This window comes from Halorientalis brevis (assembly GCF_042678165.1).
GTDB classification, from domain to species: Archaea; Halobacteriota; Halobacteria; order Halobacteriales; family Haloarculaceae; genus Halorientalis; species Halorientalis brevis.
Genome location: NZ_JBHUDJ010000006.1, coordinates 291671 through 304830 on the forward strand (window position 1 = coordinate 291671; position 13160 = coordinate 304830).

General features: G+C 58.9%; 16 protein-coding genes. All 16 read right to left on the reverse strand.

Translation table 11 applies throughout. The annotated features are described in order from the left end of the window. The coding region (locus ACFR9U_RS13365) for a type II/IV secretion system ATPase subunit (protein WP_379814486.1) at nucleotides 1-970 on the reverse strand (970 nt) is incomplete at its 3' end. A gap of 10 nt (nucleotides 971-980) precedes the next feature. Continuing rightward, nucleotides 981-1742 carry an archaellum protein ArlH gene (gene arlH, locus ACFR9U_RS13370; RefSeq protein ID WP_247380323.1) on the reverse strand — a complete coding sequence of 254 codons (762 nt, stop codon included), beginning with the start codon at nucleotides 1740-1742 and terminating at the stop codon, nucleotides 981-983. Continuing rightward, on the reverse strand, nucleotides 1739-2188 hold the full coding sequence (gene arlG, locus ACFR9U_RS13375; RefSeq protein WP_247380322.1) for an archaellum stator protein ArlG: 450 nt from the start codon (nucleotides 2186-2188) through the stop codon (nucleotides 1739-1741). The genes arlH and arlG overlap by 4 nt, the downstream gene beginning before the upstream one ends. A gap of 549 nt (nucleotides 2189-2737) precedes the next feature. Next, nucleotides 2738-3211, reverse strand: a complete 474-nt coding sequence (arlF, locus tag ACFR9U_RS13380; RefSeq protein WP_247380321.1) for an archaellum stator protein ArlF — start codon at nucleotides 3209-3211, stop codon at nucleotides 2738-2740. Further along, complete coding sequence (locus tag ACFR9U_RS13385; RefSeq protein WP_247380320.1) at nucleotides 3195-4760, reverse strand: FlaD/FlaE family flagellar protein; 1566 nt, start codon at nucleotides 4758-4760, stop codon at nucleotides 3195-3197. Before ACFR9U_RS13385 ends, arlF begins: the two co-directional genes overlap by 17 nt. Before the next feature lie 238 nt (nucleotides 4761-4998). Further along, the gene (locus ACFR9U_RS13390) at nucleotides 4999-5517 is read right to left on the reverse strand and encodes a chemotaxis protein CheD (protein WP_247380318.1); all 519 of its coding nucleotides are present in this window, start codon (nucleotides 5515-5517) and stop codon (nucleotides 4999-5001) included. 12 nt (nucleotides 5518-5529) lie between these two features. After that, a complete protein-coding gene (locus ACFR9U_RS13395) occupies nucleotides 5530-6738 on the reverse strand; it encodes a chemotaxis protein CheC (protein WP_247380316.1) in 1209 nt (402 codons plus the stop codon). 8 nt (nucleotides 6739-6746) lie between these two features. Further along, on the reverse strand, nucleotides 6747-7106 hold the full coding sequence (gene cheY, locus ACFR9U_RS13400) for a chemotaxis protein CheY (RefSeq protein ID WP_247380313.1): 360 nt from the start codon (nucleotides 7104-7106) through the stop codon (nucleotides 6747-6749). Between the two features lie 170 nt (nucleotides 7107-7276). Next, the gene (locus ACFR9U_RS13405) at nucleotides 7277-7765 is read right to left on the reverse strand and encodes a hypothetical protein (protein WP_247380310.1); all 489 of its coding nucleotides are present in this window, start codon (nucleotides 7763-7765) and stop codon (nucleotides 7277-7279) included. Nucleotides 7766-7821: 56 nt separating this feature from the next. Beyond that, entirely contained in the window at nucleotides 7822-8481 is a 660-nt protein-coding gene (locus tag ACFR9U_RS13410) for a DUF7500 family protein (RefSeq protein ID WP_247380308.1), read from the reverse strand. A 93-nt stretch (nucleotides 8482-8574) separates the two neighbouring features. Beyond that, nucleotides 8575-9252: an archaellin/type IV pilin N-terminal domain-containing protein gene (locus tag ACFR9U_RS13415; RefSeq protein WP_247380305.1), complete on the reverse strand. Its 678-nt coding sequence runs from the start codon at nucleotides 9250-9252 to the stop codon at nucleotides 8575-8577. A gap of 318 nt (nucleotides 9253-9570) precedes the next feature. Continuing rightward, complete coding sequence (locus ACFR9U_RS13420; RefSeq protein ID WP_247380302.1) at nucleotides 9571-10251, reverse strand: archaellin/type IV pilin N-terminal domain-containing protein; 681 nt, start codon at nucleotides 10249-10251, stop codon at nucleotides 9571-9573. 256 nt (nucleotides 10252-10507) lie between these two features. Then, on the reverse strand, nucleotides 10508-11194 hold the full coding sequence (locus ACFR9U_RS13425) for an archaellin/type IV pilin N-terminal domain-containing protein (protein WP_247380299.1): 687 nt from the start codon (nucleotides 11192-11194) through the stop codon (nucleotides 10508-10510). 301 nt (nucleotides 11195-11495) lie between these two features. Continuing rightward, entirely contained in the window at nucleotides 11496-11771 is a 276-nt protein-coding gene (locus tag ACFR9U_RS13430) for a DUF7521 family protein (protein ID WP_247380905.1), read from the reverse strand. Nucleotides 11772-11921: 150 nt separating this feature from the next. Beyond that, nucleotides 11922-12257, reverse strand: coding sequence for an ArsR/SmtB family transcription factor (locus ACFR9U_RS13435; protein WP_247380296.1), 336 nt, complete (start codon nucleotides 12255-12257; stop codon nucleotides 11922-11924). Nucleotides 12258-12420: 163 nt separating this feature from the next. Next, complete coding sequence (locus ACFR9U_RS13440) at nucleotides 12421-13146, reverse strand: RAD55 family ATPase (RefSeq protein WP_247380293.1); 726 nt, start codon at nucleotides 13144-13146, stop codon at nucleotides 12421-12423. Nucleotides 13147-13160 lie beyond the last annotated feature (14 nt).

Here is a 13160-nt window from a genome sequence, read left to right on the forward strand (position 1 = left end):
GGATGAACGCCATGATGGAGTTCAGCGTCGTCGTCTTCCCCGACGCCGTCTCCCCGACCACGAACACCGTCTGCTCGTTCTCCAGGCAGAGCCAGAGGTACGCCGACAGGCGCGGGGACAGCGTCCCCCACTTGGTAATCTGGAAGATCGACAGGGGCACCTCGTCGCCCTGCCGGATGGTGAGGCTCGGCCCCTTCAGCGAGACGTCGTCCGAATAAATCAGGTTGAGACGCGACCCGTCCGGCAGCGTGGAGTCCACGATGGGGTCGGAGTCTGACACGGGGTCGCCGATGCGTTCGCCCATGTTTCGCAACCACTGGTCGAACTCTTCGGGCGTCCCGAAGTCGACGGTGGTGCCGATCATGCCGTAGACCCCGTGGTCGACGTACGTCTCGTGAGGCCCGATGACGTGAATGTCCTCGTTCGCCGGGTCGCGCATGATCGGTTCGAGCGGGCCGAGTCCGACGATGTCTCGGTTGAGGACGTACCGGATGTTCTCGTAGGTCTCCTGTGAGACCTCGACCTGCCCCATGTCGAACACGGACGGAATACGGTCGAAGAAACTGTCGTTCTCGCTGTCTTTGATCCGGGTCGTCTCCTGGAGGAGTTCTTCGATCCGGTCGTCGTATTCGGCTTCGTTCTGTGGCGCCGGTTTCGTGACGGACTTCTGGAGGAGTCGGTCCCGGACTTTCTCGTAGACGACCTGTTCGGTCTCGTCGAGTTCCGGTTCGACGGTGTAGTACTTCGTCGCCTGCCCGACGTCGCCGTAGATGTGACAGAAGATCGGGCCACCGACCGGATACAGGACGTTCGGCCGATCGGTTTCGTACTCGTCGTCGGCCTCTTCGATGAACATCGGGAACTCGCCAGTGATCTGTTTGATCTTCCGCAGGTGCTCCTGCAGGTGCGGACGCCTCGCTGCGTACTGCCTGAGTTCGTCCGACGGTTTGGCGGTTCCTTGTTCGGTCATGGCTCTCCTGTTATGCGACGCTACGGCTCTCGATGACGATGCCCGTATCAGAGCGGACGGAGTACCCGATCGTGTCACCGACCTGTTCGCCCATCCCCGCGAATCGTTTGACGGAGATCTGACGGCGAACGTCGTTCCCGACCTCGACCATCTCGAGTTCGAGGAACACGTCCGCGATCGAGCGGAACGGACCGATCGCCGACTCGTCCAGCGTCGAGGGGTCGACGGTGAGGACGATGACTTTCCCCTGGGAGATCAGGTCACGGAAGAACCCGATGATCTCCAGGGCGGCTTGGCGCTCCTCGTTCTGGCGAACCAGCGCCTCGAACTTCGGATCGTTGCGCAGGATCGAATCGAACGTGTCGACGATGATGACGTCCGTCGACCACATCACTTCGGCCTCCATCAGCCGCTTGAGCAGGTCCTTCCGTTCGCTCTCGTCGTCGCCACCGGTGAGCGTGTTCGTGTCACCGATGTCGGCGTGGAGGAACAGACAGCGTTCCTGCAGGATGTGGTCGACCATGTCGTACGACAGCGAGTTCATCTGATCGAGGAAGCTGCCGATCGTCAGCTCCGTCGACAGCATCGTGACGGTGTGGCCTTCCTCGCAGAAGCCGTAGGTGAACCGTTGGCTGATCGCGCTCTTGCCGGCCCCGTAGTCGCCCTCGATGAGGACGATACTCCCCGGTGGAATACCGCCACCGAGTTCCTTGTTGAGGCGGTCGTGATCCTCCATGCCCAGCGAATACAGGTCTTTTGTCCCGACGCTCATGTATTGAACCTAAACATTTCTTCGTCTTGATTGATTATAACCTTCACACGAGTATCGCCACTGAGACCGGACTCTTCAATCTCCAGTTTTGCAACTTCGCCAGACCGCCAGGTCGACGCATCACCTTCCAGACTCACGGACATGGCGTCTGCCGATTTGTACCTTCCATTGACAAATACGTCTATCTGGTCAGGCCTGGCGGTCAACGTCTCCGAACCGGTGTTCTTGACGTGAATCGTGATCGTGTCGTCCTCATAGACGGCCGCAGAGCCGCTGTCGCTGATGATCTCGATGTCGGTCCGTATGTCCTCGCTCACTGACACCCCGCGCTGGTCGATCGCTTCGCTCACCTGCGAGATGCTGTCGGTGAACACGCCGACGACGCTCGCCGCCACCAGGATCGAGGCGATGAACAGGATCATGTGTGAAACAGACACACTCGCCATTACAGCATCACCGCCTGGCGGTGGGGCGAACGGGGTCGGTCAGTGAGCGAATCGCCTAACACGAGTCATCACCGTTTGGAAACGCAAACGCCGCGACACCCGAACCAGCCACGACCGCGACGCGTGGTGGTCCAGCCTTGGAACCGTTCCGCAGTTCTACGAACGCGGATTTACACGCGGGCCAAATATCAGTATCGCCGCCAGTATCGTATATAGTAACGAGCGGGTCAGCAGTCGGCCCGTCGGGCCGAGAGCAACTGCTGAACCCGGCTTCCGTTTCGGAAACCGGCGGTTTCGTTACGCTATCTGTGGCGACAGTGATAATGGACCCGAAATCATCTGATCTGAGTCGTTCTGTAGGTGTAACGTTGTTAGCTGTATCTACTAATAATCCCAGCTTTTTGTCAGACGGATGGCAGACGGGCTGTGAACGTTCACGGCTGTTCGGCGTCGCGGATCCACGCCGGGAGCGCCCGTCCGGTGACGGACAGGCGTCACGGTCCGCAGCGACGCTATCGTGGACACGATGCGAAACAGCGGCTGCCACAGCTACAGCACCACCTGGGTCTCTCCGCTCACGATCACTGTGTCAGCGATCCCGTGTTCTGTGACGATCTTGACGCGGTCACTCTCGTACAGGCTGTCGCCTCGAACCGTGATATTGAGCTGCTCGCCCGGTGCCCACAGGTTCGTGTCCGGTTGCGATCCATCAGTTTGGATAACTGTTGTATCATCAGGGACGAGATACTCGTTGTCGACGATAAGGTCGGTTTCCTCGACGTTCACCACCTTCGAGCCCGTGTTGTTGACGAGAATCGTGAGCCGATTCGGCGTCGTATCGCTCCGCTCGTAGTAGACGATCTCGATGTCGACGTTGCGCTGATCGACGACTCGATCAGAGTTGTCGTGTTGCGCCTCGGCGACGCGCTCGAAGCTGTTCGAGGCTGCTCCGTAAAAGATGCTAAACGCGATGAACATCCCGGCGAAGACGATTGCTGCCGATCCGCTAACGCTGAAGCCCATCACCACCACCACGTTGCAGGAGTTGCATCGCCGTCGTGCCTGCGGCGTCGCCGCTGAGCTGGCTGATGTAGCGGAGACTCTTGGTGTGGTGATCGATGGTTAGGGTAGCGTCGGTGTTGCCGGCAGAGTCCTCGAACGCGACCAGGAACGACCGCAGGTCCTCGGCAACGTCCTCGTCGATCCAGTCGATGCGCTCGTAGTAGTTGATCGCCTGCGACGCCTCGTGGACGTTCGACTCCTGGATGAGGAAGTCGAGCCACTCGACGACGGTCAGGTCGGTCGAGTAGCCGCTCGGGAGCGTTTTGAGGTACGGCTTGCCCGGGGAATCGTCGGTCGTCTCCGAGGTGGTGGCCGACTCGTCGAGTTCCTCGGCGGCCTCGAAGTCGTCGTCTGCGTCCGCGGCAGCGTCCGCGGGCACGACGTCGTCCGTGTCCGCCTCGTCGTCGCCGGGGAGCACGTCGTCGACGTCACCGGTGACGACGTCGTCCTCGTCGTCTTCGTCAGCCGAGGGGAGCACGTCGTCGGCGTCGCCGGATTCGAACATCTCGTCGCCCTCGTCGTCCAGGTCGTCGAAGTCGTCGTCCATCTCCATGCCGTCGGCATCGAGATCCTCGGCTTCACCGTCTTCCGCCCAGTCGGCGTCGCCCTCTTCGTACTCTTCTTTGAGGTCCTGGAACGACTTTGCGCCCTCGCCGTCACTGCCGTCGCCGTCGTCGAGCATGTCGTCGCCCGCGTCGTCGAAGTCCTCGTCGAACGCACCGCCGTCGTCCTCGAGGCCACCGTCGTCGTCTATTGCGTCGTCGAATCCAGCGTCCAGATCGTCGACGTCGTCGTCGCCGTCGTCTTCCGTCAGGTCGTCGTCGAAGAACCCTTCGGCGTCCGCGTTGGCGATGTCGTCGTCGATCTGTTCTTCCTCTTCGCCCTCTTCGTCGTCGTCGAAGAGGCCGAACCCGCCCGCGTCCATGCCGCCGCCAGCGCCACCGCCGGCCGCGCCCGGCTGGATGTCGTCGGCGAACGGGTTGACGCCGCGAGTGACCATCTCATAGATGTCGAGCAGCTTCCGAATATTCTCCTCGATGTCGGTCACCTGCTCGCCGATCTGTTCGTTTTCGTTTCGGACGGTGTTGACGGTCGATTGGAGGCTACCGACCTCGTTTTCGAGTTCGTCAAGACGGTTTTCGAGTTCGTCGGTGGCTGCGCCGCCGCCTCCGCCACCCTCGTCGAACATGTCGTCACCGTCGTCATCGAACCCACCGAAGTCGTCGCCACCGAGCCCGCCGAGGTCGTCCAGGTCGTCGTCTCCTTCCTCAGACATGAGGCCACCTCCGTCGCCGCCGCCACCGCCGAGGTCGTCTCCACCAAGATCGTCGCCTCCGTCGCCGTCCTCGTCGGACATGATCGAATCGAAGACGTTCTTGATACTCATTCCCACTGCGCCACTGGCGAACGTCACCAGGACTGGTACCAGACTGTCCGGCACCGGGGAGCTCGTTGCGGTTACGATTTCTAGGACGAGCACGACGACGTGGCTCGCGGCGAGACTGCTCATCACTGTCGGTATACAGACCTCATTAACTTCAACTTAACGCCGATATCATCACAAATGATACTGGCTTAGCGTTTCATGTGGAGATTTTCGCCAGAATTGGCCATAGACGGCCCAGCAATTATCAGGATTAGAAATACTATCTGCAGGTGTAATCCTATTGAGTGTATCACTTGGTTACTGAGATCGTAGGCGTCTATTGTCACCGTCAGACGGGCGGCTGTCGGGCGTTCGTCAGGCGTCAGATGACCTGGCTTCCTTTGTTCGCGCTCTTGACGGTCAGGTCCCCCGAGTTCCCGTCGAGCCTGAGCGACCGGCCGTGATCCCCACCGACGTCTCGACTGACGATCGGGATTCCGAGTTCGGCCAGCGTCGCTTCGACCTGCTCGGTGTTGCGGACGCCGATGCCGGAGCCGTTCTCCGAGAAGTCGAGCATGTCGCTCCCGCCGGCGATCTTCGCCTCGATCCGGCGTTTGGCTGCCCCTTCGCGCTCCATCTCTTCGACCAACAGCTCGATGCCGGTGTCTGCGAATTTCGCTTTGTTGGCGTCGTCGACTTCGGCTGCCGAGGGGAGCATGACGTGGACGAGACCGGCGACGCCGGCGACGTCGTCGTACATCGCGACGCCGAGACACGATCCGAGTCCGCTGGTCGTCAGGTCGGCGCCGGACGTCGTCACTTCGTACTCGGCGATCCCGACCTTGAGACGCTCCTGTTTCGGTTCGGAGCCCGTCTCGGTTGAGCCATCGTAGACCTTCATTGTTCCCTCGTGTCAGAAGATGCGCTCGACGTCCGCCTCGGTCTCGTCCTTGCGGTCGACGTCCAGGTTCTCCAGCGCCGCGCGCAGTTCCTCGTCGTTCGGCAGCGCGTGGATCTCACAGCTGAAATCGAGATCGTCCGTCTGCATTCGCGACTCGATGATGAACGCGTGACTCTGGTGTTGGCCGACCTGCGCTGCCAGGGGGTCCATGATCGCCTGTCCCATGTCGTGGACGACTTTCGGTGGCGTGTGTTCGACGGACGTCTGGAGCACGTTCGCCCAGCCGTCGACGAACCCGCTGGTCATGATGTTCCCCATCTCCTCGATGGCGCTCTCGTGCATCGACGTGAACCCGTCGCCGTCGGGCTCCATCGGCATCAGCGCCTCGGCGACGTTCATCGCCGACTCTTCGTCGAACAGGATCATCAGATACCCCGAGGGCATCCCGTCGAACTCCACGACGGTGCCGACGTAGGCGCTGCTGTCGACCTGCTTCGGCACGTCCTCGATGGGCGCGAAACTGATCTGGGTGACTTCCGCGTCCGTCTCGATGCCGGTCATCGCAGTGACGTTCTCGGCCGCCTTCTGGGTGCCCTCCTTGGTCATCTGGTTGAACACGGAGAGCTTGTCGACGGGGATCGCGTTCGCGCCCGTCTCCGTGCTGGCAGCCATGACGTCGGTCATCTCCGTGTACTCGGGCAGCATGTAGATGTAGAAGTTCAAGTCCTCGCCCGGCCAGTCGATCTGGCTCTTGAACACGAACACCTGTTCGGAGTCGTCGCTGTCAGTCGCGGGCAACACGTCGGCACCCGTCGCTTCGAGGTACTCGGGCGGCGAGTGTTCGATCGTCGTGCCGAGGTAGTCGGCCCAGCCGTCGATGAAGCCGCTCATCATGATGTTGCCGATCTCTTTGACGCTGCTTTCGGCCATCGACTCGTCCCCCGACCCGCCGGGCAGGGCGTCGACGATCGGGTCCCGACACTGTTCTTCGAACACGAGCGTCGTGTCACCGGTCAGCGCGCCCTCCATGGCGAACTGGATCCCGACGAACGCCCGGCCGGCGAGTTCCTCACCGATGTCGGCCCGGTCCATCAGCGTGATCTTGGTCACGTCGACGACGGCCTCGATGCCCGTCATCTGGGCCATCATCGCCGTGGCTTGCTCGGCACCCTCGTAGGCCAGTTGGTTGAACGTCTCCAGCGACTGGATGTCGACTCTCATCGGCTCCCTTACGCTCCGACTGCGTCCTCGATAGCCTCGATAACACTCGGTTTCTGGAACGGTTTCGTGATGTACCCGTCCGCGCCGGCCTTGACGGCCTCTTTCATCTTCTCTTCCTGTCCGACGCTGGTACACATGATGACCGTCGCGTCCGGGTCGGAGCTTTTGATCTCGTCCGTCGCTTCGATGCCGTCCCGGATGGGCATCACGATGTCCATCATCACCAGGTCCGGCGACTCCTCTTTGTACACTTCCACTGCCTCGACTCCGTTCTCGACCTCGCCGACGATCTGGTGGTCCTCCTCCAGGATCTCTCGCAGGAGGTTCCGCATGAACTCCGAATCGTCCGCAATCAGTACCTCTGGCATATTCGCTCGTCACTCTCTTTTCCGAATATCCCAATAAACGCTTCCCACAGATTATCGAGATTGATAGAGATATCCCCGAGATTCCGCCGGCAAGCGTCACGTCTGACGTATCTCAGCACGGTTGCACGTCGAGAGTTTCGTCCGGTAAAATCGAGAGCGTCCCCAATCCGTCAGTCGTCGACCGTCACCGTGACGTTCCGGTGATAGACGACCGTATCCATCTCGAAACTCTGGACGCGCACGACCACCTCGGCCCGATAGGAGTCGTTTTTGATCGATTTCGGGGCGAAGGCCCGATCATCGAGGTGAACTGTGGTTCGGCCGGTCGAATCGACCATTTCGGACGTCGAGTCCGTGTAATCCAGCCCCGGGACCGACACCTTGTACGTGAGTTGCGGTCGGCCCTCGATCGACGACACGTCGACGACTGCCGGCGGCATTCGGAGGTAGTACACGCCGGTTCCGAACCGACCCTCGTCGATTCGGAGGTCCTTCGCCGGGTCCGACGCCATGGTCACGTCGGCCGTTCCGTCGCCGAGGCTGTCCGGACTCGACTGTTCGGGCGTCAGATCGACGACTCCGACTGCCGGGCCAGAGATCAGCAGCACGAACAGTATCACGCCGATCGTCAGAGCGCGGACGCGCCACACGAAGTCCATCTCGTTCGATGTTGACAGGGGAGCTACCTAAAACGCTCGGACGACCACACTGCCCGTCACAGCTGCAGGCCCTGATTCTCCTTGACTTCCCGCATCAGATCGGCGATCGTGTCGTCGGCCGAGAGGCTCGTCGACTTGAGCGCGCGCCGGATTGCTTTCGGTGGATAGCGAACGGGCACGTTCGCTTCCATAAGCAGGATACCGAGCACCTGTTCAACGGGCGTGTTGCGATCGACTTGCTGGGCGTACCACATCACGAGCGTCTCGAAGGTGGTGACGACGTCGTTCGAGACCATCCGTTGCTGGGAGACGTCACCGCCGAAGTTCGCCGTGATGTCGAACGCGTACTCCGAGTTCGCGGCCTGGAGATCGTCCGACAGCCAGTTGTGGACCGATCGGGCGTCGAGAGAATCTGACGGTGCCGGCGGCTCGGGTTCGTCGTTTGGTGGGGCTTCCAGCGGCGTCGGATCGTCGTTCTGTTCGATCGCTGGATTCGGTCCGGTCTTGTACTCGTCTCGCGCCGGCGAGTCGGACGGACCCGACTCTAACTCACCGGCTGGTTCGGACTGTTGATTCGAGACGGGACCACCCGACGAGACGACGTAGCGCCCGTCGTCGATCTCCTTGACGCGCTCGTCGTTCGAGATGTCGAGTTCCTCCGGAGATAGGACAGGCCCCTCTTCGACGTCTGCGTCCTCGTCCAGGCCCGAGGGCATAGTATGGTACTCCGTGACGAATGAATATAATTCCGTTGGTTGTTACTCAGTACCGTACAGGTTGCTGCTAAAAAAGAAAACGTTGCTGCGAGCTTACAGGCGAACTGCCGTCTTGCCGCTCAGCGATTCGGGCACGACCAGCTGGACGGTCGACGCGGTTCCGGAGGCAGTCGTGATTCGGATCGACGCGGTGTCGCCCTCGTCGAGACCGCTGTCACGAACAGTAGCAGGTGCGTCATCACCTTCGTATGCGTCCAAGTTGTCATCTGTACCTATGTCGATGACGAGGTTGATACGGTCGTCCGGACTGTTGATCACCGGCGAGTCGGAGTCCCGAACCGAGTCGTCCTCGTCCTTGACGGCGTCCTGTGCGAACGTACCATCTTGGTCGTTGTATTCATTCTCGTGAACGATGTCGTAGGTGCCCTCGTCGTCGACCCACTGCATCGTGATGCCGCGCATCGCGATGTCTTCTGCACCCGGAGCCTTCGTCACGACCATCGTGACCGCACCGATCGCATTGTCACCAGAGGTCCCTGTTTTCTGTCCACTAGTTTGGAGGATCTGCAGGCGGTTAGTGACTTGCTCACCGGCCTGCTGTCCAGTCGATTCGGACTTGCTCTGCAGGAAGCCTGCCGTGTTGATCAGCACACCAGCCGCGATCGCCGCGACCAGCACCATCGCGATGAACACGATCAGTGTCCCGATCCCGACCTGTGCGCGAAGCCGCTCTTTGAGTTCTTCTTTTTCGTCTTCGTTGATATCGAACATGGGTATCACATGCCCAAGCGACGAATCGACACTCACTCGGGCCGTACCAGTGTCAAAACAGGGGCACTATATAAACCCACCTCGCAAAATATCACGAAAAAAAATAGCCGTAACCGGTGATCAGAAGACTATCGTATGGTAATAATCACGAGATCGAAAGTGGGATTTTTAACCAAATTGATAGGTTTTGTTCGCGTTCACTCCATAAGAGCTTCACGGGGAATCACCGCGTTACTGTAAGCGGAGTAAGCGCCCTCTATTCGACGTAGAAAGAGCTGTAGCTCAGCAGGTGAAAAATACGGAAAGAAGGGTTCGGGTTTAGAGGCGGACTGCCGTCTTGCCGCTCAGCGATTCGGGCACGACCAGCTGGACCGTCGATGCAGTCCCAGACGCGGTCGTGATCCGAATCGAGGCTGTTTCACCTTCTTCGAGACCAGTATGCCCATCCCTAATTATATCTTCTTGGTCAGGATAGGGCGATGAGTAACCATCGAGGTCATCAGTGTCGCCGATATCGATAACGAGATTGATTCGGTCATCAGGACTGTTGATAACAGGGGAATCTGAATCCCGAACCGAGTTGTCCTCGTCTTTGATCGCCTGCTGTGCGAACTGACCGTCTTGGTCAGTGTATTCCTCCTCATGCACGAGATCGTAAGTACCCTCATTGTCGACCCATTGCATTGTGATCCCGCGCATTGCGATGTCCTCTGCCCCGGGCGCTTTCGTCACGACCATCGTCACCGCACCGATCTCATCGTCAGCAGAGCTCTCAGTTTTTTCACCACTGACCTGCAGGACCTGCAGCCGGTTGGTCACCTGCTCGCCAGCCTGCTGTCCAGTCTGTTCGGACTTGCTCTGTAAGAAGCCCGCCGTGTTGATCAGGACACCGGCCGCGATTGCCGCAACCAGCACCATCGCGATGAACACGATCAGTGTACCGATCCCAACCTGTGCACGGAGCCGCTCTTTCAGTTCCTCTCGTTCGTCCTCGTTCATATCGAACATGGGTATCACAAACCCAAGTGATGAACCACCGTTCACTCGGGCCGTGTCACTGTCTAATCATGAATCGTATATAAGCCCACCTCGAAAAATATCACATGTGAAAATGGCAGAGAGTTTCATTTATGATTATGGATTTTACACCGGCACCGCCACATTCAAAGAACAGGTAGTTTGCTAGGCAAAAGCTAATCCATAATCAATGTACCTAGCGGTAGCACGACCAAGAAAATCAGAGAAGAGTACAGGTTTAGAGTCGGACAGCCGTCTTGCCGCTCAGCGACTCGGGCACAACCAGCTGGACCGTCGAGGCAGTCCCGGATGCGGTCGTGATCCGAATCGATGCCGTTTCGCCCTCCTCGAGACCGCTGTCCCGAATCAGGTCCTCGCTATCCGGGTCGTCATTGTACGCACCGAGGTCGTCAGATTCCCCGATGTCGATGACGAGGTTGATGCGGTCGTCCGGACTGTTGATCACCGGCGAATCGGAGTTCCGAACCGAGTTGTCCTCGTCCTTAATGGCCTCCTGTGCGAACTTCCCGTCCTGGTCGTTGTACTCTTCCTCGTGGACGATGTCGTAGGTGCCGTCGTTGTCGACCCACTGCATCGTGATGCCGCGCATCGCGATGTCTTCCGCACCAGGGGCCTTCGTCACGACCATCGTGACGGAACCGATCCTTTCAGGCTCGTCAGGGGGTGTGATTGAAGTGCTTGTCTTCTCCCCACTGACCTGCAGGACCTGCAGTCGGTTGGTGACTTGCTCACCGGCCTGTTGTCCAGTCTGCTCGGACTTGCTCTGCAGGAAGCCTGCAGTGTTGATCAGCACACCAGCCGCGATCGCCGCGACCAGCACCATCGCGATGAACACGATCAGTGTACCGATCCCGACCTGTGCGCGAAGCCGTTCTTTCAGTTCGTCTTTTTGTTCTTCGTTCATGTCGAACATGGGTATCACCTGTGCCCGAGCGATGGTTCCGCTACCGGCCCGGACTATAGGCGATATATCTGGGACTTGGGTGATAAATTTGACCTGCCAATTATCAAAGGTGAAAAACAGATGTTGAAAATCGGGACAGATGTCGATAATCGCCGATGCAGTCCTGCTCGATCGATTTTCTCGAGACGCTCGCAGGCTAATTCCGGGGCAATTTCCTGGGACGGCCACAGATGAGAACCGATTCTCACAGAAAAAGAGCGGGTATCAGGGATGTAAACAGCAGAAACCCAGCTCGCTCGGCCTACTCGTAGGTGACGAGACTGTACATCACGAACAGATAACCGAACGTCGTCAGGCCGCTGTTCACGAGCAGGAGGGATTTGGCCCCGTCGAAGTTCGTCAGAAATGCACTGATCATCGTCGCCGCTGCACCAGCAACTGCGAGCGAGAACCCGATCGACAGGTGAAGCATCGCATCTCTAGATGTTTGTACGTACGCGCGAATAGCCATCCCGACCATGGTCAGCCCAGCGACGACGAAGACCAGGGTGGAGACGGCGTAGAGGAGTTCGACAATCTCAACCATCGTTCAATACGCCATTATACAGACGGGGCCATCTTAAATCCATGCTTGAAAATATCTCTGGTGATAATACGAGGTTACAGAGAGGGCGAAAACCGCATCAGGACGGTCGGGTCCGCTTGAATCGCGCGTGCACCAGAGAAGTTAGCTTTCCGAGAGGGTTCGCCAGGCTTCGTCGAGTTTGTTGGTCACTTCAGAACGCTCTTCGACCGACACCGAGAGGTCGTTCGCGAAGTCGACGGTGATCTCCTCGACGTTCCGCCGGTACACCTTGATCCGGCGGCGGTCGTCAGAGAGAATGTTGTCGTGGAGTTCGAGGAGATCGTGCTCGGTGAGTTCGTCGATGCGCCGATAACAGGTGGCGATCGGAATATCGAGTTCTTCACTCAGCCCCTGCGCCGATTGGGGTTCGTCCGTCGCCTCCAGTATCTCCGCGCTGTACTTGTTCCCGAGCGTCCTGAGTATCTCTGCTGGTGGCATCTATTATCAGATAATGAATTTTCTAAAGTATAAAATTGACGGGTCAGAGAAGCAGAATAACAACTCCATAACAACGAACTGCCGACCGAATTCTCAGACGACGACGTCAGCATATGGGCCCGTTACGCCCGTTATCGAAGGCAATAACGGACGTAGAAAGCTCTTAAATCGGCGATTCCTCTTCGCTCATCATCGAGAACGCGCTGGCGTTCTCGTGGACCGTGATCCCACCGTGTTCGAGTTCCATCGGGAAGATGTCGGTCTCGATGTCCTGTTTGCGCATCTTCGCGACCCAGACGTAACGGTTGACGCCGGACTCGGTCGGTGCCTGAATGAGGTAGATGTTCCCGTCGGTGAGGTAGTTCTCCAGGCCGACGTCGGTGTCGGGGGACATCGAGCCCTGTTCGTTTGTCATCAGCGTCGTCAGTTCGTTCTTCCGGAGGATGTCGGTGAACTTCAGCAGGTACGTTCGCTTCTCCTGTTCGTTCTCGAAGAACAGCTGGAACATCGTCAGCGAGTCGAGGACGAGCCGCTGGTAGTCTTCGTCCTGGATGTCGTCCAGCAGGATGTCCAGCGAGGAGGAGAAGTCGTTCTCGCGCAGCAGGACCTGCTTGTCGTAGACTTTGATGTCACCGCGCTCGACGTAGTCGGCCCAGTCCTCGAACCCGATGGATTCGGCGGCCTCGCGGATGTCCTCCGCGTTTTCCTCGAAGGAGAGATAGATACCCTTCTCGTCGAACATCTTGACGCCGTTGTAGATGTACTGCAGTCCCAGGATACTCTTGCCAGCCCCGGGGTTGCCGCTGACGAGCGTCGTCGAGTTCCGCACGATGCCGCCGTTGAGTATCGAGTCCAGTCCGTCGATACCCGTCTTGGTTAGCTCTACCATTGGTTGGTTGGAAG